Origin of the sequence: Paenibacillus methanolicus (assembly GCF_008124765.1) — a bacterium.
In the GTDB taxonomy this organism is placed as follows: domain Bacteria; phylum Bacillota; class Bacilli; order Paenibacillales; family Paenibacillaceae; genus Paenibacillus_Z; species Paenibacillus_Z methanolicus.
This window is the reverse complement of sequence record NZ_VNHS01000005.1, coordinates 366,259-387,125: the sequence shown is the minus strand read 5'-3', so window position 1 is coordinate 387,125 and position 20,867 is coordinate 366,259. Positions and strand designations below refer to the sequence as shown.

19 protein-coding genes are annotated in these 20,867 nt (G+C 59.6%); 9 read left to right on the top strand and 10 right to left on the bottom strand.

Annotation, left to right across the window (positions count from 1 at the left end; all coding sequences use genetic code 11):
* Positions 1-49 precede the first annotated feature (49 nt).
* Together BCM02_RS15655 and BCM02_RS15650 are read left to right on the top strand one after the other, a co-directional pair.
* A complete protein-coding gene (locus tag BCM02_RS15655; RefSeq protein WP_187434237.1) occupies positions 50-1,771 on the top strand; it encodes a response regulator in 1,722 nt (573 codons plus the stop codon).
* Positions 1,768-3,579, top strand: coding sequence for a sensor histidine kinase (locus tag BCM02_RS15650; RefSeq protein WP_148930029.1), 1,812 nt, complete (start codon positions 1,768-1,770; stop codon positions 3,577-3,579). Before BCM02_RS15655 ends, BCM02_RS15650 begins: the two co-directional genes overlap by 4 nt.
* 118 nt (positions 3,580-3,697) lie before the next feature.
* Here BCM02_RS15650 and BCM02_RS15645 read toward each other — a convergent pair whose 3' ends face one another.
* Positions 3,698-4,105, bottom strand: coding sequence for a GNAT family N-acetyltransferase (locus tag BCM02_RS15645; protein ID WP_148930028.1), 408 nt, complete (start codon positions 4,103-4,105; stop codon positions 3,698-3,700).
* A gap of 390 nt (positions 4,106-4,495) precedes the next feature.
* Here BCM02_RS15645 and BCM02_RS15640 point away from each other — a divergent pair, with 390 nt between their 5' ends.
* The gene (locus tag BCM02_RS15640; RefSeq protein ID WP_148930027.1) at positions 4,496-5,542 is read left to right on the top strand and encodes a hypothetical protein; all 1,047 of its coding nucleotides are present in this window, start codon (positions 4,496-4,498) and stop codon (positions 5,540-5,542) included.
* Between the two features lie 62 nt (positions 5,543-5,604).
* Here the strand turns inward: BCM02_RS15640 and BCM02_RS15635 are convergent, their stop codons facing one another.
* From BCM02_RS15635 to BCM02_RS15625, 3 genes are read right to left on the bottom strand one after another with little or no spacing between them, the layout of a single operon-like run.
* A complete protein-coding gene (locus BCM02_RS15635) occupies positions 5,605-6,243 on the bottom strand; it encodes a YdcF family protein (RefSeq protein ID WP_148930026.1) in 639 nt (212 codons plus the stop codon).
* 30 nt (positions 6,244-6,273) lie between these two features.
* A complete protein-coding gene (locus BCM02_RS15630) occupies positions 6,274-6,966 on the bottom strand; it encodes an LrgB family protein (RefSeq protein ID WP_148930025.1) in 693 nt (230 codons plus the stop codon).
* Positions 6,953-7,327, bottom strand: coding sequence for a CidA/LrgA family protein (locus BCM02_RS15625; protein WP_187434236.1), 375 nt, complete (start codon positions 7,325-7,327; stop codon positions 6,953-6,955). Before BCM02_RS15625 ends, BCM02_RS15630 begins: the two co-directional genes overlap by 14 nt.
* A gap of 195 nt (positions 7,328-7,522) precedes the next feature.
* On the opposite strand from BCM02_RS15625, the gene BCM02_RS15620 reads away from it, so the two are divergent.
* Both BCM02_RS15620 and BCM02_RS15615 read left to right on the top strand, forming a co-directional pair.
* Positions 7,523-7,891, top strand: a complete 369-nt coding sequence (locus BCM02_RS15620) for a winged helix-turn-helix transcriptional regulator (RefSeq protein ID WP_148930023.1) — start codon at positions 7,523-7,525, stop codon at positions 7,889-7,891.
* A gap of 97 nt (positions 7,892-7,988) precedes the next feature.
* The gene (locus BCM02_RS15615; protein WP_148930022.1) at positions 7,989-8,525 is read left to right on the top strand and encodes an NAD(P)H-dependent oxidoreductase; all 537 of its coding nucleotides are present in this window, start codon (positions 7,989-7,991) and stop codon (positions 8,523-8,525) included.
* Positions 8,526-8,645: 120 nt separating this feature from the next.
* Here the strand turns inward: BCM02_RS15615 and BCM02_RS15610 are convergent, their stop codons facing one another.
* From BCM02_RS15610 to BCM02_RS15585, 6 genes are all read right to left on the bottom strand, one after another.
* Positions 8,646-9,434 carry a hypothetical protein gene (locus BCM02_RS15610; protein ID WP_148930021.1) on the bottom strand — a complete coding sequence of 263 codons (789 nt, stop codon included), beginning with the start codon at positions 9,432-9,434 and terminating at the stop codon, positions 8,646-8,648.
* A gap of 88 nt (positions 9,435-9,522) precedes the next feature.
* Entirely contained in the window at positions 9,523-11,250 is a 1,728-nt protein-coding gene (argS, locus tag BCM02_RS15605; RefSeq protein ID WP_148930020.1) for an arginine--tRNA ligase, read from the bottom strand.
* 444 nt (positions 11,251-11,694) lie between these two features.
* Positions 11,695-12,690, bottom strand: a complete 996-nt coding sequence (locus BCM02_RS15600; protein WP_148930019.1) for an ABC transporter permease — start codon at positions 12,688-12,690, stop codon at positions 11,695-11,697.
* The gene (locus BCM02_RS15595; protein WP_246183395.1) at positions 12,687-14,207 is read right to left on the bottom strand and encodes a sugar ABC transporter ATP-binding protein; all 1,521 of its coding nucleotides are present in this window, start codon (positions 14,205-14,207) and stop codon (positions 12,687-12,689) included. The genes BCM02_RS15600 and BCM02_RS15595 overlap by 4 nt, the downstream gene beginning before the upstream one ends.
* A gap of 97 nt (positions 14,208-14,304) precedes the next feature.
* Complete coding sequence (locus BCM02_RS15590; RefSeq protein WP_148930018.1) at positions 14,305-15,447, bottom strand: sugar ABC transporter substrate-binding protein; 1,143 nt, start codon at positions 15,445-15,447, stop codon at positions 14,305-14,307.
* Positions 15,448-15,652: 205 nt separating this feature from the next.
* Positions 15,653-16,534, bottom strand: coding sequence for an ROK family protein (locus BCM02_RS15585; RefSeq protein WP_148930017.1), 882 nt, complete (start codon positions 16,532-16,534; stop codon positions 15,653-15,655).
* Between the two features lie 242 nt (positions 16,535-16,776).
* Between BCM02_RS15585 and BCM02_RS15580 the strand changes: the two genes are divergently transcribed.
* The 4 genes from BCM02_RS15580 to BCM02_RS35290 are packed head-to-tail and all read left to right on the top strand — an operon-like array spanning position 16,777 to position 20,798.
* Positions 16,777-18,306: a spore germination protein gene (locus BCM02_RS15580; protein ID WP_246183394.1), complete on the top strand. Its 1,530-nt coding sequence runs from the start codon at positions 16,777-16,779 to the stop codon at positions 18,304-18,306.
* A 1-nt stretch (position 18,307) separates the two neighbouring features.
* Positions 18,308-19,396: a GerAB/ArcD/ProY family transporter gene (locus BCM02_RS15575; protein ID WP_148930016.1), complete on the top strand. Its 1,089-nt coding sequence runs from the start codon at positions 18,308-18,310 to the stop codon at positions 19,394-19,396.
* Positions 19,393-20,640, top strand: a complete 1,248-nt coding sequence (locus BCM02_RS15570; protein WP_246183393.1) for a Ger(x)C family spore germination protein — start codon at positions 19,393-19,395, stop codon at positions 20,638-20,640. Before BCM02_RS15575 ends, BCM02_RS15570 begins: the two co-directional genes overlap by 4 nt.
* Positions 20,637-20,798: a hypothetical protein gene (locus tag BCM02_RS35290; protein WP_187434235.1), complete on the top strand. Its 162-nt coding sequence runs from the start codon at positions 20,637-20,639 to the stop codon at positions 20,796-20,798. The genes BCM02_RS15570 and BCM02_RS35290 overlap by 4 nt, the downstream gene beginning before the upstream one ends.
* The last annotated feature ends 69 nt before the right edge of the window (positions 20,799-20,867 follow it).

Below are 20,867 nucleotides of genomic sequence, written 5' to 3'. Positions count from 1 at the left end.
GCAGCGCTTCCAAGCAAAAGCGCTTATCTATCATCCGGGGGTGCGCACCATGTATACATTGATGATCGTCGAAGACGAGCCGCTCATCCGAGAAGGGCTGAAGCATTACTTCCCATGGAGCGAGCTCGGCGTGACGCGGATCATAGAAGCGGAGGACGGCGCGCAGGGCGAACGGCTCGCCTTACTCGAACGGCCGGATCTCGTCATTACCGATATCCGCATGCCCGAGATGGACGGGCTGACGATGATCGAACGGCTCCGGCCGCGTCTGTCCTCCGCGGCGTTTGTTATTTTGACCGGCTACAACGATTTCGAATACGCCCAGAGAGCGATCAAGCTCGGCAATATCCAGGCTTACCTGCTCAAGCCGCTTGAATACGAGGAAAGTCTCGCGACCGTCCAGGACTGTCTCGCCAAACTGAGGCAGCGCCAAGCGGAGGATCTCCTGCTCCAAGGCGCGGAACAGTTGAAGCAGGAACGGAGGCGCGAACAAGAACGCCAGATCGTCAAGCGGTTGCTCGACGAGCCCGGCTTCGATCCGGCGCCGGCTCTCCAGGCGCTCGGCATGCCCGATCCGGTAGAAGGCCGAGGCCGCCGATATGCCGCGTTTGCGGCAACCGCGCCTCCGCCGCCCGGCGCCCAGCCCCCATCGCCCGATGTCTGGGCGGCCGACGCCGAGCGGTTCATCGCCGCCATGGCTAGCCGCCTGTTCGGCACGCAGGTAGTCGGCAAGCTGCTCGCTTATGTGCGCGGCGGCAAGCTGTTCGTCCTGGCGCTGGCCGAGTCGGAAGCGGAGACGGACGGACCTCGCAGCTCGGACGCGGCTCGATCCGACTTGCCGGCCGGAACGAGCCGCGCGACGGCGGAGACGGCGGAGACGGCGGAGACGGCGGCGGCGCTGGCCGCGCTGAATCGCGGACGCGGCGCGGCCATCTACATTGCCGCCGGCGGCCTCGTCGATACGGCGGCGGAAGCGCGCCAATCGTTCGCGCAGGCCGAGCAAGCGCTGCATAAACGCTATTATCAGCCTGGCGCTTATCTGTTCCGCGCGGCTTCGCAGCCTACGCCGTCCTCGTCCGAGACGCAGGCGCCGCTGCTCCCCGCGCGGGACAGGGAACTGCTGCAAGCACACCTCATGCAAGGCGACGCGGACGCAGTTCGCGAGCTGCTATTGAAGCTGGGGGAAGGCGCGCGGCAGCTTCCGGCCGATACGCCGCCAGCTCGCTGGCTCGCTCTCCTCCAGGAGCTCGTTAGCGTCACGCTTCGTTACGCTCACCGGCACGGCATCGCCGTCGAGGAATTCGCCAGCGGCAGCATGCTGACGCTCGCGTTCGCGGACGACTTCGCGCAGGCCGAAGACTTGTTCGCCTGGCTTGCCGACTGGACGGACCGGCTGATCGCGGCGAATCCCGAGCGCGGCGGCTCGCAAGCCGGCGGCGCGGACGCGCGCATTTTCACCCAGATCGAGCAGTTCGTCCGGCAGCATCTCGATCAAGAGGTGACGCTGCAGATGGTCGCCGATCGCTTCTTCTATAATCCGTCGTACCTCAGCCGCCTGTTCAAGACGAAGCTGAACAAGAATTATCTGGCGTTCGTGGCCGAGATTCGCATCCGCTACGCGCAGGATCGGCTGAAAGACCCGAGCCTGTTCATCACCGACGTGTGCGCGATGTGCGGGTACAAGAGCTACAAGCATTTCGTGAAGACGTTCCGCAGCGTCGCCGGCATGACGCCGACCGACTACCGGAAGCAGCTGGGGATCGAGCCATGAGCGGGCAACTCCGGCGCTGGCTCCGCCCGCTTCGGTTCAAGCGCGTCAACCGGCAAATTTTTGTGCTGACGATCGTCGTCATTACCCTCCCGATGACCCTCATGTCCGGGATCATCTACCTGTTCACGCTGCAAGCGGTCAAGAGCGAGTACCAGAGCAGCGCGACGCTCATTCTGAATAACCTTTCGTTCAACATCGACCAATATTTGCAAAGCATCGAGAAAGGCACGCTGACCGCCCAGTTAGACAACCGGCTGCAGGAGTCGCTGGCGAGCTGGCTGCTCCATCCGGAGGTCGACGTCAGTCAAAGCCTCCAGTACGGCGCGGTCATCGAGCAGTTCGTCAGCACGATCGAGATGACGATCAAGAACGTCGACAGCGTGCAAATCTACTCCGGCGGCCGGGTGTTCTACTCCGCGAACTTCGATCGTTCAAGCTACCAAGAGACGAATTTCATGAACGAGACGTGGTACAAGCAGACGCTCGCCGCCAAGGGGAAAATCGTCATTTTCGGCACGCATACGCCGTTTCGCCGCACTTCGGACGAGGAACGCCAGAAGGTCATCTCCATCGCGCGCGTCATTAACAAGACCGGCACGAAGCAGCCGCTCGGCGTCATGCTCGTCGACATCCGTCTCGACTCGCTGCGGGAAATTCTCGCGCTGTCGGAGAACAGCAACCACAACTTCCTCATCGTGGACAACAAAGGCGGCTACGTCTACGCGTCGGGCATGGACGAGAACGGCGGAGGCGCCGGGACGGACGGCACGGTGCTCGCGCAAGTGCGAGGAAGCGAGACGGGGAGCTTCTATGCGCCGATGAGCGGCGAACGCGCATTCTTCAACTTCGTATCGTCGCCGTATTCCGGCTGGAAGGTCATTCAATATATCGAGGAGCGCGAGATGACGAAGGACGCGGAGCGGCTGCGGCTCATTCTGCTTGTGTTCGCGTTCTGCACGCTCGGCGTCGCTCTGCTGTTCCTGTTCCTGCTCTCCGTGCGGGTAACGAAGCCGATCATCCTGCTCAGCCGGCAAGTGCGCGCGGTCGGCCTCGGCAATCTCGACGTCCAGCTCAAGAGCGACCGATCCGACGAGTTCGGCGTGCTGTACAACGGCATTCGCAAAATGACCGAGGATCTGAAGGCGCACATCGAACGCGCGTCCATGACGCTGGCCCAGCAGCGGATGGCGCAATACGGCGCGCTCAAAAGCCAGATCAATCCGCATTTTCTCGCCAACGCGCTCGAATCGATCCAGATGAAGGCGGTCATCGCCGGGCAGCGGGATATCGGGGAAATGGTCGGGCTGCTCGGGCGGCTGTTCCGGAGGCACATCCAGACCGGCAAGGAGGTCGTGCCGCTGAACGAGGAGCTCGCGAACATCCGGCTGTACATCAAGGTGCAGCAGATGCGGTTCGGCGACAAGCTTCGATACGACGAACAGCTCGCGCCCGGGACGGAGCAGACGCCGGTGCTGCATTTCGCGCTGCAGCCGATCATCGAGAACGCGATCGTGCACGGGCTGGAGCGGCGCAGCGGCAGCGGGCGGCTGACGGTCGAGACCGAAGTCGAAGGCACGCTCATGCGCATCATCGTCCGCGACGACGGCGCCGGGATGAGCGAGGAGCGGCTGGCGGCGATCCGCAGCCGGCTCGCGGCTCCTTCCGATACGCTCGACATGGACCATATCGGGATCAAAAACGTCCACGACCGCATCCGCTACTATTTCGGCGAGCGGTACGGCGTGGACGTGCACAGCGCGGCCGGGGAAGGCACGCGCGTCGTCATTCGGGTGCCCGCTTCGGGTTGAAGGAGGACGCCGAGCCGGCCTGCAGTATCTCCGCGACGCAGAACATGAAAAACGCGCGTGCCGATTGGTCGGTACGCGCGTTTTTGTTTTGCGTTCATGCTGCGGCCTCGCCTTCAGGTTAGCTCTCTTCCGTCGCAATCGGAGCCATTGTGCCTGGCTTCTCCATATAGACGAGCGTTAATCCTTCATGTACCTGCCGCGTCCGGCAAACCCGGTACCCCAGCTTTTCGTAAAGCCGCATGTTCTTCTCGCTCCGGTCGCCGGTGAACAGCTCGAACCGCTTCGCTTCGCGCCACGCGGCCTCCATGCTCGCCATTAATCGTTTGCCGATCCCCCGGTTCTGGTAATCCGGATGCACGATCAGCTTGCCGATCAGGCCGACCCCTTCGGTGAGGCTGCCTCTGACCGAACCGACCAGCGCGCCTCTCGTCCAGGGACCAGATCGCCGGCGCCTCCCGCACGCTCGCTTGCCGGATGATGAGTTCCATCGAATTCCCTCCTTCTTAGGCTGCGGCAAACCCGGCAAAACGTCGCTAGATCGCCATGTTTCCCGCCTCTTCCAGCCGGTTCGACGACAATCGTTACCTTTTGCTAAATGCTAAAATAAGGTCATAAATATAATTATTGCATACTCTAGCAGGCATGTGTCACAATTCGTAATAGATTCGCACGCCGCTTTCGCTCCCTGTAGCGAAGCCTCAATTCGTGCGGGTTTGACGGCTTGGAAATTCGCGATTGGAGGCGTCCGTCCGGCGCCATCTTGACACCCATACGGTGAAGGAGGCTGTTGCCTGTGGAGAAAACGGTCCGATGCATAGCCTATGCGATTGGACTGCATGCTTCCACAACCATGAATTCGAGGAATGCCGGAATAATCGGCCTTTGCGGCCGGACTACTGAACGAGGTGATCCCGTGATGAGAAACGAGCTTCCTTTTAACGATCCGCCCGTGTGGGGGTTGTTGAGCTGGGCCTATACATTAGGCATTACATCGGCATATGAGCAAACATATCCGTGGTACGTCGGCAATTTTATCGAGGTGTTCGCCAATGATTATTTCCTGGAAGAGCGAACCGAATTTTTCTTTGATTTTTACCGCGGCGGCGGCAATGAATTCCGCTCCAACAATCCGTTCTTAAGCTCCTGCAATCTCAATTTCGAGCTGGCCGCCGCGCTGACGGGAGAGCGGATCACCGACTACTTAATCGATTGCATCGACTTGAAGTACTACCCGGTCTTGTTCATCGATGAATATTACATTCCTAGCCGACATGCGTATCAGAACTATTACTGTCCGCACCATATGCTGATTTACGGGTACGACCGGGAGCAGCAAGCGTTCCTGACGGCGGGCTTCGGCCAGACGATGACCTTCGGGAAGCACCTTACCCCGTTCGCGGATTTGGAGCGCGCATATGAGTCGATACGCGACAAAGTCGCACGCAAACAGCAGCGCGACGACCATATGTTTTTTTTCCGGTTCAATACGGCCGACGCGTACGCGTTCAATCCGGAGAGCGTCCGGCAGCAGCTGGAAAATTATTATTATTCCCGGACCACCCACAACCTGATGAACCGCAACGTGGACCGCTATTCATTCGGCCTGCGCACCTATGATTCGCTCCGGAACTATTTCGAAGCCGAGCGGACCAACGACCCGAATTTGGTCAATCGCAACGGCGTCCGGCAGCTTCATCTTTATATGGAGCACAAGCAGGTCATGCTCGATCGTTTGCGTTATATGCAGGCGAAAGGGTATTTGACGCACCCCGACGAGCTTCTAGCCGACTATGCGGAGCTGCAAGAGCAAAGCTTGGGCATGCGGAATCATCTGATCAGGGCGTTCATAAGAGGGAAGGGGGACGAGTCGATCTACGCCCAACTCCAAGATCGGTTAGGCGGGTTAAAAGAGCTGGAGCAGGGCGCGCTCGGCCGATTGCTGGAGCAGTTGTCCGCCAAATGAGCGTCAGATGGCGAATATCGCGAGCATGACAGCTCTGCAGTACATGTGCGGATCTCCTTTGCTCACAGCCCATAGCCCAACGCTCTCCGCGCAGGGAGCGTGATCCAGTAGCCGGTATAGTAGAACACTTCGCGCAGCAGAAAAGGAAGCTTGCTCTTCGTCGTCCGGTAGGCCGACGTTTGCGTGGGAGAGGCGTATACCTCTTCCATGCCCGCATGCTTTGCCATGACCATCGCGCGTTTCATGTGCAGGGGATCGCTGACGATCGTCCAAGAACGAACCCCTTCCTGTACGCCTAGCTCGTACGCATAGGACATATTTTGCTCCGTGATGGTTGATTGGGTCTCGATCCGGATCGCCGACGCGGGCACGCCTTGCCGAATCGCGTAGCCGCGCGCCACCTCCGATTCCGCTTGGTTGTCCGCATCCCCCCGGCCTCCGGTAAAGATGAGCAGCTTCGCATCCCCTTCTTTATACAGACGGATTGCATGGATCACCCGCTCGCGCAGCACCGGCGACGGCTCATCCCCCCACGCGGCGGCGCCGAGTACGACGGCCGCATCCGTGCGGACCCTTTCGTTCGTCTCGCCGTATGTCCAGATGGCGTAAGCCGAGTAGGCGGAGAACGCCATCATGGCGGCCGCTGCGAGGGCGATGATGCGCAGCGTCCATTTGAGAAAGCGATTGCGAAGATTAAACATGTGGGTTGATCTCCTTTCCTATGCCTCGCCTTAGAAAAACCATAGCGTCAGCGGCACCGACAGCAGCGTCAGCACGACGCCCATCAACCCCATCGCAAGGCCCGAATACGCGCCCTGCGTCTCGGAGTCTCGCATCACCTTGGCCGTGCCGATCCCGTGCGCCGCGGTGCCGACCGCAAGACCGATCGCCTTGTCGCCGCGGATGCCGATCAACCGGAGGAACGAGACGCCGACGAGGCTGCCGAACAACCCGGTCAGCACGGTGAACACCGCGCCGAGCTCCGGTGCCCCGCCATACAGACGCACGAGCTCGATCGCGATCGGCGTCGTCGCCGACTTCGGCATCATCGCCGCGGCCAGCGCCCGGTCGCCGCCCAGCAGGAAGACGATGCCGGCATTAGCGGCCAAACTGACGATCGCGCCAAACACGACGCCCAGGAGCAGCACCTTCCACTCCGCCATGATCCGCGGCCAATTGCGGTACAGCGGCAGCGCCAGCGCCACGGTCGCCGGACCGAGCAGGAACGTAATCCACTGCCCGCCGTTATTGTAATCCTCGTACGGGATATCGAGCAGCGCTAAGATCGCGATCAGCAGCGCGGAGCAGAGCAGCAGCGGATGGATGCGCCGGTATTTGCCCGACAAATAGTAAGACAGTTCGAAAATACCGATCGTCAGCGCCACGCCGAACACCGGCTTCGCCCACAACTCATGCCCCAACATGGTAATCCTCCTTCCGCGCGCGTTCGCGCCTGCGCGAAGTCATCACCGTAATCGCGCCGCCGGTCGCCGCCAGCACGCCTAACGTGCCCAGGAGCACCGCGCCCGCCACGGGCAGCCAGTGCGCCCGAATGACCGGGAAATAGATCATAACCCCGGCAATAACCGGCGCGAAAAACAGCATCATCCGCGTGAACAGCAAATCCGCCGCATCTTTGACCCACGCTTCCTTCACCCAGCCGCGCAGCAGCGCGATCAACAGCAGCATCATGCCGACCACTTGACCGGGCAGCGGCGCGCCCGTCGCGTATACGATGCCTTCCCCCGCCAGCCAAAAGCCGAGCAAAATCGCAAAGCCCCTCATTTTCATTTCCTCCCAAACCGGCAGCTTACTTGCCAGCCGCCCTCTACGTCTCGCACACATTGCCCCTATTATAGCGCGATTCTGGCAGGCGCATGGGACATTTTCGCGATTATAGTCCGATTTACAACCTTTCCCAAACCGCCTATACTTGCACCACGAGCACCTATTACCGCTTCGAAAAGGAAGTGAACGGACATGTCCGACCCGAACGCTCAATACGGCTTCAACAGCAAAATCTTCCCCTGCGCGACCGAGCTGGCGATCTCGCTGCTATCCGGACGATGGAAGATGACGATTATCTGGAAGCTTCGCGATGGCAAGAAGAGGTACGGAGAGCTGAAATCGAGCATCCCGGGCATTACGCACAAAATGCTCGCCCAACAGCTGCGCGAGCTGGAGGAGATCGGCATCTTGCAGCGCTACGTGTATCCCGTCGTGCCGCCGAAAGTCGAATACGAGCTGACCGCGCTTGGCCATGGACTGACCCCCATCTTGGAGCAACTAGACCAATGGGGCGAACATTTCAGACTGCCCGAGCGCGAGAGCTTACTTTCCAATCGGTGAGTATTGCACGGAAAAGTGCGTACTTACTTTTATTCAGCATCTTATGTATCGTAGAGAACAGGATACCAAAACGATTGAATACAGGAGATGATTCAAAATGAAAACGTTAGTGATCGTCGTTCACCCGAACTTGTCCGCCTCCCGCATTAACCGCGCCTGGTCCGACGGGCTCGAACAGCATGCCGGCAGCGTCACCGTCCATAAGCTGTACGAGGCTTATCCCGATCGCGCGATCGACGTCGCCCGCGAACAACAGCTGCTGGAAGCGCACGACCGCATCATCTTCCAATTTCCGCTTTACTGGTACAGCTCGCCGCCGCTCCTTAAGCAGTGGCTCGACGATGTGTTCCAATACGGATGGGCATACGGACCGGACGGCGACAAGCTGAAAGGCAAGCAGTTCGGCGTCGCCGTCTCCACGTACGGCCCCGCAGCGGGCTATGCGGCGGACGGTCTCAACCGCTTCACGATCCGGGAGTTTCTCCGCCCGTTCGAAGGAGTGGCCCATTACGTCGGCGCCTCTTATCTGCCCGTCTTCTCGCTAAGCGACGTCGGCAACGTGACGGACGAAGAGTTGGCGCGCAGCGCGCAGGACTATGCGAAATTCGTCACCGCCGAGCACGTAACCGTTTAATGCAGCAAAGCTGCCCATCCGCCTGAATCCGGATGGGCGGCTTTTTGACTTGCGGCGATCCGCGGCGCTACCCGAATTTACCGTTCCTCGCCCGAGCTTCCGCCTTAGGAGGCATGCTCTTCAATCGTCGGCATGCATGGTCAACGGCGCCGCGACTCCTTCTTCTTCGTCCCGCGGCTTCCAAGGTTTCACATGCACGATTCGATCCGCGATACCGGCCACATGCGCTTCGCTGCTCACCGGAATGATGACCGAGGCGCCCCCGTCGCGCAGAAGCTTTACGAATTTACGATTATAATGGCTAAGCAAATAATCAATGCCATGCGGTTCGATCCACGGCGCGCAGTAGAGCTTCTTCCGAAACGCATATCCGATTGCAAGCGAAGCGCGCCAACGTTCCACGCTGTTAAATTCAAGCGGGCGATGAAGGCGCCCGTTAGCGGGATCGCGCATCTCCGCGCCCGACAGCTCGAAGAGCTCGGCTACATCTCGCAGCGTCAGGGTGCTCCCGCTCCGGGACAGCCCGGCTTCGATCTGATCCGCGACCGTCTTCACGCGTCTAAGCCTCCGTATCAGCGCGGACGGATACGCTCGGAATGTCCGGTAAGGAAATTCCGCTACCCCTTCGCCGATATAACAAGAGATGCGCTGCAGCATCGCGTTGTCGGCCGCTCTTCCATCCACGTCGATCGCCCCTTTCGACATGTCCAGAAGTTCCGTCAGCATGGGCTCGCGTCCGGCAAGCAGCCAGCTGAGCAACCAGCCGCCGGAGCCGATCGATCCGACGATCCCGTATACGTTCCCTGGCTCGATCGTCAGATTGAAATCCCGAATGGCATCGATCATTTGAAAGTCGTGAAATATGGTGGGTATGGCATTGGCGCTCAAGCAGCGGATATCAACGATCATCGTCTGTTCCTCTCCTTCTCCTCAATCGGCGCGTCATACTCCTACTGCTTCACGCGCGGCGCCAAGCAACCTCCGCTTCCCCCGCGCCTCAAATCTGCTCCGGCGCCTCCAGCCCGATCAGCCGCAATCCGTTGGCGAGCGTCAGCTTCGCAGCCTGCACGAGCGCCAAGCGCGCCGTCCGCACCCCATCCGCCTCGGCCATAATACGGCATTCGTGATAGAACCGGTTGAACGCCTGAGCGAGATCGACCAAGCAGCGCGCGACGATGGACGGCTCCAGCTTGCGCATCGCCAGTTCCACCCGCTCGCCGAACAGCGACAGCTCCTTCGCCAGGCGCAAGGTCGCTTCGTTGATCGGCAGCGCCGCCAACGCCGCTTCGTCCGGCGCCTGCCCGATCTCGCTTAAGGCCAGCCCGGCTGCTCCCGCCTTCGCCAGCACGCTGCACGCGCGCGCATGCGTATATTGCACGTACGGACCGCTCTCTCCCTCGAAATTGAGCACGTCCTCCCACTTGAAATCGATGTCCTTGATCCGGCCGGAGCCCAGATCGTGGAAGATGACCGCGCCTACGCCCACCTGCCGGGAGACCGTCTCGATATCCGCGATCGGCTGCGGACGGGATTCCATAATCTCGCGCGTTTTGGCGATCGCCTGGTTCAAGACATCCTCCAATTTGAGCACGTTGCCTCTGCGCGTGGACAGGCTCGCGCCTTCGAGGCTGACGCGTCCGAACGGCACGTGGACGAGGTCCTTTGCCCAGCCGTACCCCATCAGCTCGACGACTTTGAACCATTGCGCGAAATGCAGGTTTTGCGCGTAATCCGTCACGTAGATCGCCTTGCGGAAATCGTAGGTTTCCTTGCGGTACAGCGCTGCCGTAATGTCGCGCGTATGATAGAGCGAGCTGCCATCCTTCTTCAGAATGAGCGCGGGCGGCATATCGTACGCATCCAACCGCACGAGCCAAGCGCCTTTGTCTGCTTCCAGCAGCGCCTTCTCCCGCAGCTCCGCGACGACCGGGTCCATGCGGCCGTTGTAGAAGCTCTCCCCCGCGTACGAATCGAACGACACGCCGAGCAACTCATATATGCGCGTGAACTCCGCCATGCTGATGTCGACGAAACGGCGCCACAAAGCCAGCGCTTCCTCATCCCCATGCTCCATCCGCACGAACCAGCCCCGTGCCTCGTCTTCCAACGACGGATCGCGTTCGGCCTCCTCGTGGAACTTCACGTACAAACGCAGCAGCTCATCGATTCCGCCCTCATCGACGGCCGTCTCATCGCCCCATTGACGGTACGCCACGATCAGCTTGCCGAATTGGGTGCCCCAATCCCCAAGGTGATTGACGCCGACGCAATCGAAGCCGAGAAAGTCGTGAATCCGGTACAGCGCATTGCCGATCACCGTCGAACGCAGGTGCGCGATATGGAACGGTTTGGCGATGTTCGGCGACGAATAGTCGATGACCACTTTCCCGCCTTCGCCGATATTTCGCGAGCCGTACCGCTCGCCTCGCGCCAGCGCTTCGCCGATGACCGACGACGCGAAGCGCGCGCCATCCAGATAGAAATTCAAATACCCGGAGACGGCCTCGATCCGTTCGACACCATCCGGCTTCATCCGCGACTTCAGCTCTTCGGCGATTGCCTGCGGCGGCTTGCGCAGCTGCTTACTCAGCTTGAAGCAGGGCAGCGATAGGTCTCCCATCTCCGGATTCGGCGGATATTCGATCAACGTTTCGATGTCCGCTTCTTTGACGGTTTCGAGCAATTTCGTTATTTCCCGCGCAATAATAGATTTGTACTTCTGCATGTTCTTGCACTCCCTTATCCGATTTAAACGCAAAAAAAGCCCCGTCTCCTAAGAGACGAGACCCTGTAGGTTCCCGCGGTGCCACTCTAAGTGCCGTGCCATAAGGTCCGGCCGCTCGATCGGGATAACGGCCCTTGACCGGATACGCCTACGGCCGCGGCGCGGCTTCGCCATATCATCTCCCGGGTCCGCTTCCTCCATGCGCGCGTACCGGCTCCCACCAACCCGGCTCGCTAAGACTGCGTCACGCGGAGTACTCTCCCGTTCTTCAATGTTACCTGTTATGAACGATTAACTTGGAGTTAAATTATCACAAAATTCGCACATTGGCAAGATGGCTATATCCCGCCATGCCGGAACGCGGTGTCCGCCACGTTGCAACTGTTCCCCCGTTCGCGGTCAAGCGCGCCAGAGCCGGCTGCGTCTCCCGCAGCCGGCCCTCGATCAAGCATGTTGTCGCTTATAGTACGTTATAGCCAGCGCCAGCGCCAGCACCGAGCCTTTGACGATATCCATCGCATAGTAAGGGACGGACAACATGACCAATCCATTCGACAGAATGCCGATGAGCACCGCGCCGACGAACGTGCCGAAGGCGTTCGGCTTGCCCGCTCCGAAGACGGAGAACCCGATGAACGCCGCCGCGACCGCGTCCATCAGATAAGGCGCGCCCGCGTTCACTTCCGCGGTCATAACCCTCGACGCGAGCACGATGCCGCCGATGCCCGCGAACAGCGCGGAGAGCAGGTACGCCGCCAGCCGGTACCGTTTCACCGCGATGCCCGTCAGCTTGGCCGCCTCCGGGTTGCCGCCGATCATGTACATGTAACGGCCGTGTTTCGTGTAGTTGAGGAAAATGTGCACCGACGCGACGACGATCAGCATGATAATGATGATCCACGGCACGGAACCGAGCTTCGAGAAGACGTCCGGAATAAGTCCCGTCGCGAAATCGCCGCTTGGCATGACCATATTTTCCGAGATCGTCGCGCCTTTCGTGTAAGTGAGCGCCGCGCCCTGGATGACGAACATCGTCGCCAGCGTCATGAGCATGTCCTGAATATTGAAGCTGGTCACCAGGAAAGCGTTGAGCAGACCGATCGCCAGACAGATCGCGATCGCGACCGCGATGCCGACGAACAGGTTCTGCCCGTGCCAGACGAACATCGAGATGACGACCGCGTTGGCGAGCGTGGCCGCCGAGCCGACCGACAGGTCGAACCCGCCGACGGCGAGCGAGACCGTTAGTCCGATCGCGATAATCGTCACAATGGAAATCGAGCGCAAAATATTAATAACATTAGACCCGTTCAGGAAGCCGTCCGCCATCGTGCCGAATACCGCCACCAGCACGAGGATCGTAAGGAGCGTCCCGTATTTGTACAATAACTCGACCACGTTGAACGCGCGTCTTTCGCGTAGCTCGACCGCTGTTTTCATTTCGCCATGCCTCCCGTGCTGTAGAGCAAAATTTCTTCCTCGCTTGTATCTTTCGTCACCAGTTCCTTGCGGATGGTCCCGTCGTACATCACGTACATGCGGTCCGTCAGTCCGAGCAGCTCGGGCAGCTCGCTGGATGCGTACAAGACGCATTTGCCCCGCGCCGCGAGTCCCGCCACCAGCTCGTAGATGTCGCGTTTCGCGCCGACGTCCACCCCTTTGGTCGGCTCGTCGAATATGTATACGTCCGCGTCCGCGAGCAGCCACTTGCCGATCGCGACCTTCTGCTGATTGCCGCCGGACAGATTGCGCACGAGCGATCGCTCGCTTGGCGTCTTGATACCGAGACTTGCGATCATCTCCGCGGCGGCGGCCTTCTCCTTCTTCCGGCTCAGCCAAGAGCCCCATGCGGCAAACCGCGACAGCACGGCGGCCGTCAAGTTATCTCCGACCGATTCGCCGACGAAGACGCCTTCGCGCCGGCGTTCCTCCGGCACGAGAGCCAGCCCCCCGCGTACCGCGTCATGGGGCGAGCCGACCCGCAGCTTCCGCCCGCGCACGATGATATCGCCGGTCGCCGAGGGCGAAGCGCCGAACAACGCCCGGCACAGCTCGGTCTTGCCCGCGCCGACCAGCCCGGCGAGACCGATGATTTCGCCCGCGCGCACCGCAAGGTTTACGCCGTCGACCTTGCCCGGATCCGTAATATTCTTCGCCTCGAAGCCGATGTCGCCAACCGTTCGCTCCGCTTGTGGGAACTGGCCGTCCAACTTCGCCCCGAGCATATGCTCGACGACCTTCGGCTGCGGAATGCGAGCGATCTCGTCGCGGACGACCAGCTTGCCGTCGCGCATGATCGTGATGTCCTCGCAAATCTCGTACAACTCCGGCAACCGGTGGGAGATGAAGATCACGCCGACCCCCTCCGCCTTCAGCAGCCGGACGAGCTTGAACAACTGTTCGGTCTCGGCTTGGCTGAGCGGCGCGGTCGGTTCGTCCAGCACGAGGAAGCGGCAATCCAGCGTCATCGACCGGGCGATGAGTACCATCTGCTTCTCCGCGAGCGTCAGTTCCTGCACGAGCTTACGCGTCGGCACCTGCACGTTCATCCGCTCCAGAACGGCTTGCGCCGAGCGGTGCAACTCGCCCCAGTTGATCCACTGGCGTCCTTTCATATCGTGAACCGTGCGCTCGAGCATAATGTTCTCCGCCACGGTCAAGTTCGGAATGAGCGCCGTGTCCACCTCTTGATACACGATCTGGACGCCGTGCCGCTTCGCGTCCTTCGGCGTGCGGATCGGCGCTTCTTGGCCGTCGATATGAATCGTGCCGGTGTAATGCCCGTAAGCGCCGGCCAGCACCTTCATCAACGTCGATTTGCCGGCGCCGTTCGCGCCGATGAGCGCGTGCGCCCGGCCGCCTTCGGCCGCGAAATCGACTCCGCTGAGCGCCTGCACGCCCGGGAAAGCGATCGAAATCCGTTTCATCTCCAGCCTTGCGGCCAGCTGTTTCTCCATCAGTCTCGCCATCCCCTCTAAACAGGATAGAGCGCCCCTATCCATAAGGGATAGGAGCGCTGCTAAGGTTTTTGGTCCGCCGGGGACCCGCGTTCAATTACTTGGCGTTCGCTTCTTTGAGCGCCTTCATCCAATCCTCTTCGAAGGCGGTCGTCTGGCCCCAGCCCGGGATAATGTCGGCCAACGTAACCATGTTCACCGGCTCGGCGGATTCCGCAAGCTTCGCCTGCTCGATGTTCGCCGCCTCCAGATCATAAGAAGCCGGCGTCTCTTCGCCCGCGATCTTCTTCGCCAACAGCCGCAGGTCGACCGCGCCGATCATCTTCGGATCGACCGCCGCCGTGGACACCCACGGGCTGTTCGCTTCCTGCATCAGCTGCAGGTCGGCGTTGGAGACGTCGATGCCGTAGATCTTAATCTCCGTGCGTCCCGCTTCGATCAACGCGCGCGTCGCGCCGGTCGCGAAGGCGTCCCACGTCGCGAAGATCGCGTCGATCTCGCCCTTCGGGTGCTTAGCCAGCATCGCCGTGACGGCGTTCTGCGTCTCGACCGACGTATTCGCCGTCGCCACGCCGAAGCGTTCTACTTCCTTAATGCCCGGGTTCTTCGCAAGGACGTCCTGATACACCGCGTTGCGGCGCACCATCGGCGGGAAGCCGTCTACCCACAGGTATACGATCTTCGCGTCCGTCCCCTGCTCATTCACGAGCTGATCGAGCGCGAACTGCGCCAGCGCCTCGTCCTTCTGGCTCGTCAACGTCACGCCTTCCACGGTCGCCAGATCCGCGTTCGAGTCGAAGGCCACGACCTGCTTGCCCTTCTCGCGCAGCTTCTTCACCGCTTCGACCGTTGCCGGATCGTCGCCGTGCGAGATGACGACGCCGTCGTAATCGCTATCCGCCGCTTGCTCCAGCGCGTCGAGGAATTTCGCCGTATCGCCGTTCGCCGTGAACGTGTCGACCTTGAAGCCGAGCGCTTCGCCTTCTTGCTTCGCGCCGGCCAGGAACTGCGCCGTATGATCGTCGCCGCCGATCTTGCGGATGACCTTGACTTTAACCTCTTTATCCTTGAGCGCAGCCGGCAAGTTCGCGATCTCCGCCGTTGCGCCCGCCGCCGCTTCTCCTCCGCTCGCGTTGCCGCCATTATTGGCGTTGTTGCCGCCGTTCTGCTGGCCGCAGCCGGAGATCACGATGACCGCCGCGAGCGCGAGCCCGATCAGCCCCCGAAACTTCTTGTTCATAGTAGAACCCTCCTATACCTTTGTCTCTATGTAATACTAGTAATCCTATAGGATATAAATAGATGCGTCAATAACCTAAAAGCTTAAATCGGCATGTCCGGCGGCAAAGTTTAGAGAAATTACACAATTTCGAAAAATCGGGATGAGGGAAGGCAACAAAAAAGCGAAGGGCGTAAGCTCCGTTCGCTTCTCTCGCATCTATCGCTTAGTTTCTCGCCAGCAGCGCCTCTACGCCTAACGCAAGCGAGCCGCTCAAACCCGCGTTATTGCCGAGCCCCGGCGGGACGATGTAGTTGTCGATCCGATCCAATATCGCGGCCGCGCTCACATATCCGTTTAAATTGCGCTTCACTTCTTCGCGGATGAGCGGGAACAGATGCTCCTGCTGCATGACGCCGCCGCCTAGAATGACTTTCTTCGGCGAGAGCAAGAGGATCGTCCCCGTCACCGCCTGCGCGATATAAAATGCTTCGATGCCCCAAGCCGGATGATCTGCCTGCAGCTCCTGGCCCTTCACCTTCCAGCGCCGCTCGATCGCCGGGCCGGCCGCCATCCCTTCCAGACAGTCGCCGTGGTACGGGCAAAATCCGGCGAAATCGTCTTCCGGATGTCTGCGGGTGAGGACGTGCCCGCCCTCCGGATGCACGAGCCCGTGCACGAGCTTCCCTTCCGCGTAAACGCCTACGCCTACGCCTGTGCCGACCGTGTAATAGACGCAGCTGTCCAGTCCTTTGGCCGCTCCCCATGTCGCCTCGCCGAGCGCCGCCGCGTTCACGTCCGTATCCCAGCCGTATGGCACGTCGAACTCCCGCTTCAGCGTCCCGACCAGATCGAAGCCCGACCAGCCCGGCTTCGGCGTCGTCGTGACATGCCCGTAAGTCGGACTCGCCTTATCGATGTCGATCGGTCCGAAAGATCCGATCCCGATGGCTTCCACGTCTTTGTCCCGGAAATAATCGATCACGTTCGCCATCGTAATCTCGGGCTGCTCCGTCGGAAAACTAACGCGATCCTCGATCGCGCCATGCTCGTTGCCAATGCCGCAGACGAATTTCGTGCCGCCCGCTTCTATCGCGCCAATACGCATCCCCATGCCTCCTCTATTGCCGGACCGCAGCTGCTGGCTTGTCCCTGCCGTCCATGTCTTCCTCTATATTACACGTCTTTGCCGCCGATCGGAATTACAGCGATTACCAATTCATAGGAGATCCTCAAATTCTCCGATATTGACGGGACGGCACGCTGCCGTTGGAATAGCTTTCCTTCATTGGTGTTATCTTAACGTTAGAACCCGATTGGAAAATGCCGGATGAGAGGAGGCGAGCGACATTGTCGGACAAGGGGAATACGCCCGGGGGTATTCCGGAAAACATGCCTCACCATCTATCGGAACGGCTGGATGAAAACTTAACTTTGATCAAGCATCTATTCGCTTTCCCCGACAATACGGCGCTGATTATCCGAAACTTGCGCGTGCCTGCTCTGGATGCCGAAGCGGCCATCGTATTCCTGGAAGGGGCGGCTGAACCTAAGCTGATCGAGTCGACTATACTCGAACCGCTGCTTGCCAAGCCATCCCTTCCCTATCAGCAGCCGGACAAATTAGAGGCGGTGCTGCGCGAGATCGTGACCAGCCCGTCCGGTAAGAAGCTCGTGGAGCTGCAAGTGCTCCCCGGCGAGCTGCTGAAAGGCAACACGATCTTCCTGCTGGAGGGGGAAGCAGGCGCTCTAACGCTCGAGACGCCGGGCTTTCAATCCCGCTCCGTCACCGAACCTCAAGTCGAGCACGTCCTGAAAGGGCCGAAGGAAGCGTTCATCGAATCGGCCGCCGTCAACCGTTCGCTGATCCGCAAGCAGCTGAAGGAACGCCAACTGGTCTCGGAGACGATCAGCATTGGCCAACGATCGGCCAAAGACATCTCCTTGCTGTACATTAAAGATTTGGCGGACCCCGAGCTGGTCACGGAGATGAAGAAGCGGCTGAAGGCAATCAATGCCGATACGATCGCGAATCTTTCGATCCTTGAACAATATATCGAGGATCGGCCTTATTCCCTCATCCCTTCGGCGCTGCTAACCGAACGTCCGGACCGGGCTTGCTCATTCCTCATGGAGGGTCATATCGTGCTGATCATGGACAATTCGCCGACCGCCATGGTCGTGCCCGTCACGTTCTGGGCGCTGTTTCACACGCCGGAGGACCAATATTTGCGCTGGGCGTACGGCAACTTCATCCGCGTCGTACGCATTCTTGCGGTATTCGTGGCGCTGCTCACCCCTTCCATCTATATATCGGTCAGCACGTTCCATGAAGAAATGATTCCGACCGACCTGTTACTAGCGATCGGGGCCACGAGGGAGCGCGTCCCCTTCCCCGCGCTAATCGAAGTGCTGGTGATGGAAATCGCCTTCGAGCTGGTCCGGGAGGCGGCCGTCCGCATCCCTTCGATTATCGGTCCGACGATCGGGATCGTCGGCGCGCTCATCCTGGGCCAAGCCGCCGTTGAAGCGAACCTGGTTAGCCCGATTCTGGTCATCATCGTGGCGCTGACCGGAATCTCCTCCTTTACAATCCCGGAGATCAGCTTCAACTTCGCGGTTCGCATCCTTCGTTTCATCATGCTGTTCGCCGCTTCGTTCATGGGGTTCTTCGGCATCTCGCTTGTGATGACGTGCGTCATCACCTATATGGTGTCGTTCAAATCGTTCGGGGTTCCGTTCTTGTCGCCGCTCTCCCCGCACTATCGCTCCTCCAAGGATTTGATCGTGCGGCCGCCGGTATGGAAACAATGGCTGCGGCCTTTCAATATCCGTTCGCAGGACAGTCAACGCAAGAATAAGCCGGAAGGAGGCGATTAAGATGTTGAGCCGTTCAAACGGAAAATCCGGGACGCGGGAATACACCGCTCTTCTCCTGCTAACCGTCGGTCTGAAGTTATCCGACACGACGCCTTCAATCCTGTTCAAGAGCGGCAAAATCGCCGCCTGGGTCATTCCGCTCCTGGCCTTCGGCGTGATGGTCGTCCCCTTCCTGCTGTTGCTCGCCATGTTAAAATCGCGCCCTGAAAAAGGGCTGACCGATCTGCTGTTTCTCGCGGCCGGTCGCTGGGGCGGCATGCTCATCGGCCTTGCGTTATGCCTGGTCACGCTGGTTTCGACGGCGTTCGGCAGCCGCACGTACGTCGATATCATTAATACGATGGGCTATCAGCGGACGCCATTATTTGCGCTCTACCTCATGCTGATGGCGGCCGTCTTCTACGTCGCGAACCGGGGATTCGAGACGATCGGCCGCACGGCCTGGATCGTCGTGCCTTACATCGAAGTTTTCCTCGCGCTCCTCGTCGTCTTCGTCTGGTACGACGTGGAATGGCAGCATTTGTTCCCTGCCGCCGGGCCGGGATTACCCATACTCCTGCGGGAAGGAGCGAATCACGGCTCCATCTTCGGGGAGATGATCTTGTTCACGGCCTTCATTCCGCTGATGCGCAATTTGCAAGAATTTAAGATCGCTTCCTGGATCGGATTCGGCGCTTGCGCCGTGAAGATCGCCGGCATGACGGCCGTTTACATTGCCGTATACGATTTTCCGCCTGCGGAGAATATGGCTTACCCGTTCCAGCAGTTGACGCGGGCCGCATCGATCGGTCAAATCATCTCGCACTTGGAGTCGGTATTTTTCGCATTTTGGCTCATTACGACCGTGGTCCATTTTGCCGTCTATGTGTACCTGCTCGCCTTTCTGTTCGCCCGCTCTCTCGGGCTAGACACGTTCGAGCCGCTCATCCTCCCCTTTACCGGCCTGACGATGTTGATCGGCATGGTGCCCGAGAACAGTTCGCGCGTGAATCAAGTTCTCGATACGACGTTGCATGTCAGCACGTACATGTTCATCCTGCTGCCGTTTGTCCTCTGGAGCATGATTCGCCTAAGGAGGCTCGTACATTGAAGAAAGGGATCATCGCGTTCTTGCTGGCATGCGTTGCGCTGCTGCTGGGCGGGTGCTGGGACAAGCTCGAGCTGGAGGAACAGGCTTTCGTCGTCGTCCTTGGCTTAGACAAGGCACCTGACGGGCTCGTATCCGTCACCTTCCAGGTGGCCAACCCTCAGGTTGGATCCAGCGACAAAGGGGCTGCTCAGAACGAACCGCCCAGCGACATCGTGACGTTCGCCGCGCCGGATATTTTATCCGCCAAGGAGATTGCCAATAGCGTTATTACCCGCAAGATCAGCTTCGCCCATCTGCGGACCATCGTGATCAGCCAGGCCTTCGCGAGTTCGAAGCTGTTTAACCACGTCATCGGCTCTTCCATTCGAGATCCGGAGATGAGGCGGGAGACGAATCTCATCATCTCGCGCGAGCGGGCCTCCGAATTCATCACGCGCAACAAGCCCCGCCTGGAGACGCGGCCGCACAAATATTACGCGTTCATGCAGGAGCGTTGGCGGGATACCGGCTATGTGCCTTTCTCGACGTTGAACCGCTACTTCCAGCGGCTTGGCCGCGATACGCTGTTTCTGTCTATTTATGGCACCACCAAACGGGTAAAGACGAAATACGCGCGCGAGGAAGATCAATATTTGGCCGGAGAAATTCCCCAACAGAACGGAGATCCCGTGCAAATCATGGGTTCCGCCGTATTCAAATCCGGCCGGATGGTTGGCACGATCACGGGCGAGGAGACCCGAATAGCCCTCTTTTTGCGTAGAAAGTCGATGGCGCATTCCTATATTTCTTCTTATCCGGATCCGCTTAACCCCGACTATCAGGTGACCGCACGGGTGATCAAGGATGGGAATACGCGCATCAAAATGGATCTGAGCCGGGAGCGGCCCGATGTTCAGGTCACGCTGCCGCTGCGGGCGCAAATCCTCTCCATTCCGAGTTTTACGGATTATGCGGAGGACCCTCGAAAGCAGGAGAAGCTGCGCAAGTCGATCGAGGACAGCCTGAAAGCAAAGATCGATGCCTTTATCGCCAAAATACAGCAAACTTACGAGTGCGAGCCTTTCCTATGGCATCTGGTCGCCCGCAAGCATTTTTGGACGTTGAAGGCTTATCAGGCGTACGACTGGGGGGCGCACTTTTCCAAGGCGAAGATAAATGTCACGATCCGCATGCGCATCGAGAGCTTCGGCAAGCAGATCGGGCCGCCACTGCCGCTCGAAATTGAGGAGGATCAAGCGGGATGACGCTTTTCATCATGGCAATCCTTTGTTTGTACATGACCCTCTATACATGGGTTCAAGCCCGTGAAGCATGGAAGGGCGGCAACAAGGCGGCCGGCGTCGCCATCCTGTTGTTGGCCGCAAGCTTCCTGCCGATCGGGGCTTATGTCGTGTTTAGCTAGAAGCGGATCGCAATCGTCAAAAAAAATCCCTCTCGGACCCAGGTCCGAGAAGGATTGTCGTCTTGCGCG

Excerpts from the sequence above, each read along its gene's own strand:
- BCM02_RS15655 (WP_187434237.1), top strand. The coding sequence starts at position 50 with ATGTATACATTGATGATCGTCGAAGACGAGCCGCTCATCCGAGAAGGG.
- BCM02_RS15595 (WP_246183395.1), bottom strand. The coding sequence starts at position 14,207 with ATGGAGAAACAGCTGGCCGCAAGGCTGGAGATGAAACGGATTTCGATC.
- BCM02_RS15620 (WP_148930023.1), top strand. The coding sequence starts at position 7,523 with ATGTCCGACCCGAACGCTCAATACGGCTTCAACAGCAAAATCTTCCCC.
- BCM02_RS15610 (WP_148930021.1), bottom strand. The coding sequence starts at position 9,434 with ATGATCGTTGATATCCGCTGCTTGAGCGCCAATGCCATACCCACCATA.
- BCM02_RS15585 (WP_148930017.1), bottom strand. The coding sequence starts at position 16,534 with ATGCGTATTGGCGCGATAGAAGCGGGCGGCACGAAATTCGTCTGCGGC.
- BCM02_RS15590 (WP_148930018.1), bottom strand. The coding sequence starts at position 15,447 with ATGAACAAGAAGTTTCGGGGGCTGATCGGGCTCGCGCTCGCGGCGGTC.
- argS (WP_148930020.1), bottom strand. The coding sequence starts at position 11,250 with ATGCAGAAGTACAAATCTATTATTGCGCGGGAAATAACGAAATTGCTC.
- BCM02_RS15650 (WP_148930029.1), top strand. The coding sequence starts at position 1,768 with ATGAGCGGGCAACTCCGGCGCTGGCTCCGCCCGCTTCGGTTCAAGCGC.
- BCM02_RS35290 (WP_187434235.1), top strand. The coding sequence starts at position 20,637 with ATGACGCTTTTCATCATGGCAATCCTTTGTTTGTACATGACCCTCTAT.
- BCM02_RS15600 (WP_148930019.1), bottom strand. The coding sequence starts at position 12,690 with ATGAAAACAGCGGTCGAGCTACGCGAAAGACGCGCGTTCAACGTGGTC.
- BCM02_RS15625 (WP_187434236.1), bottom strand. The coding sequence starts at position 7,327 with ATGAGGGGCTTTGCGATTTTGCTCGGCTTTTGGCTGGCGGGGGAAGGC.
- BCM02_RS15640 (WP_148930027.1), top strand. The coding sequence starts at position 4,496 with ATGAGAAACGAGCTTCCTTTTAACGATCCGCCCGTGTGGGGGTTGTTG.
- BCM02_RS15635 (WP_148930026.1), bottom strand. The coding sequence starts at position 6,243 with ATGTTTAATCTTCGCAATCGCTTTCTCAAATGGACGCTGCGCATCATC.
- BCM02_RS15615 (WP_148930022.1), top strand. The coding sequence starts at position 7,989 with ATGAAAACGTTAGTGATCGTCGTTCACCCGAACTTGTCCGCCTCCCGC.
- BCM02_RS15630 (WP_148930025.1), bottom strand. The coding sequence starts at position 6,966 with ATGTTGGGGCATGAGTTGTGGGCGAAGCCGGTGTTCGGCGTGGCGCTG.
- BCM02_RS15575 (WP_148930016.1), top strand. The coding sequence starts at position 18,308 with ATGTTGAGCCGTTCAAACGGAAAATCCGGGACGCGGGAATACACCGCT.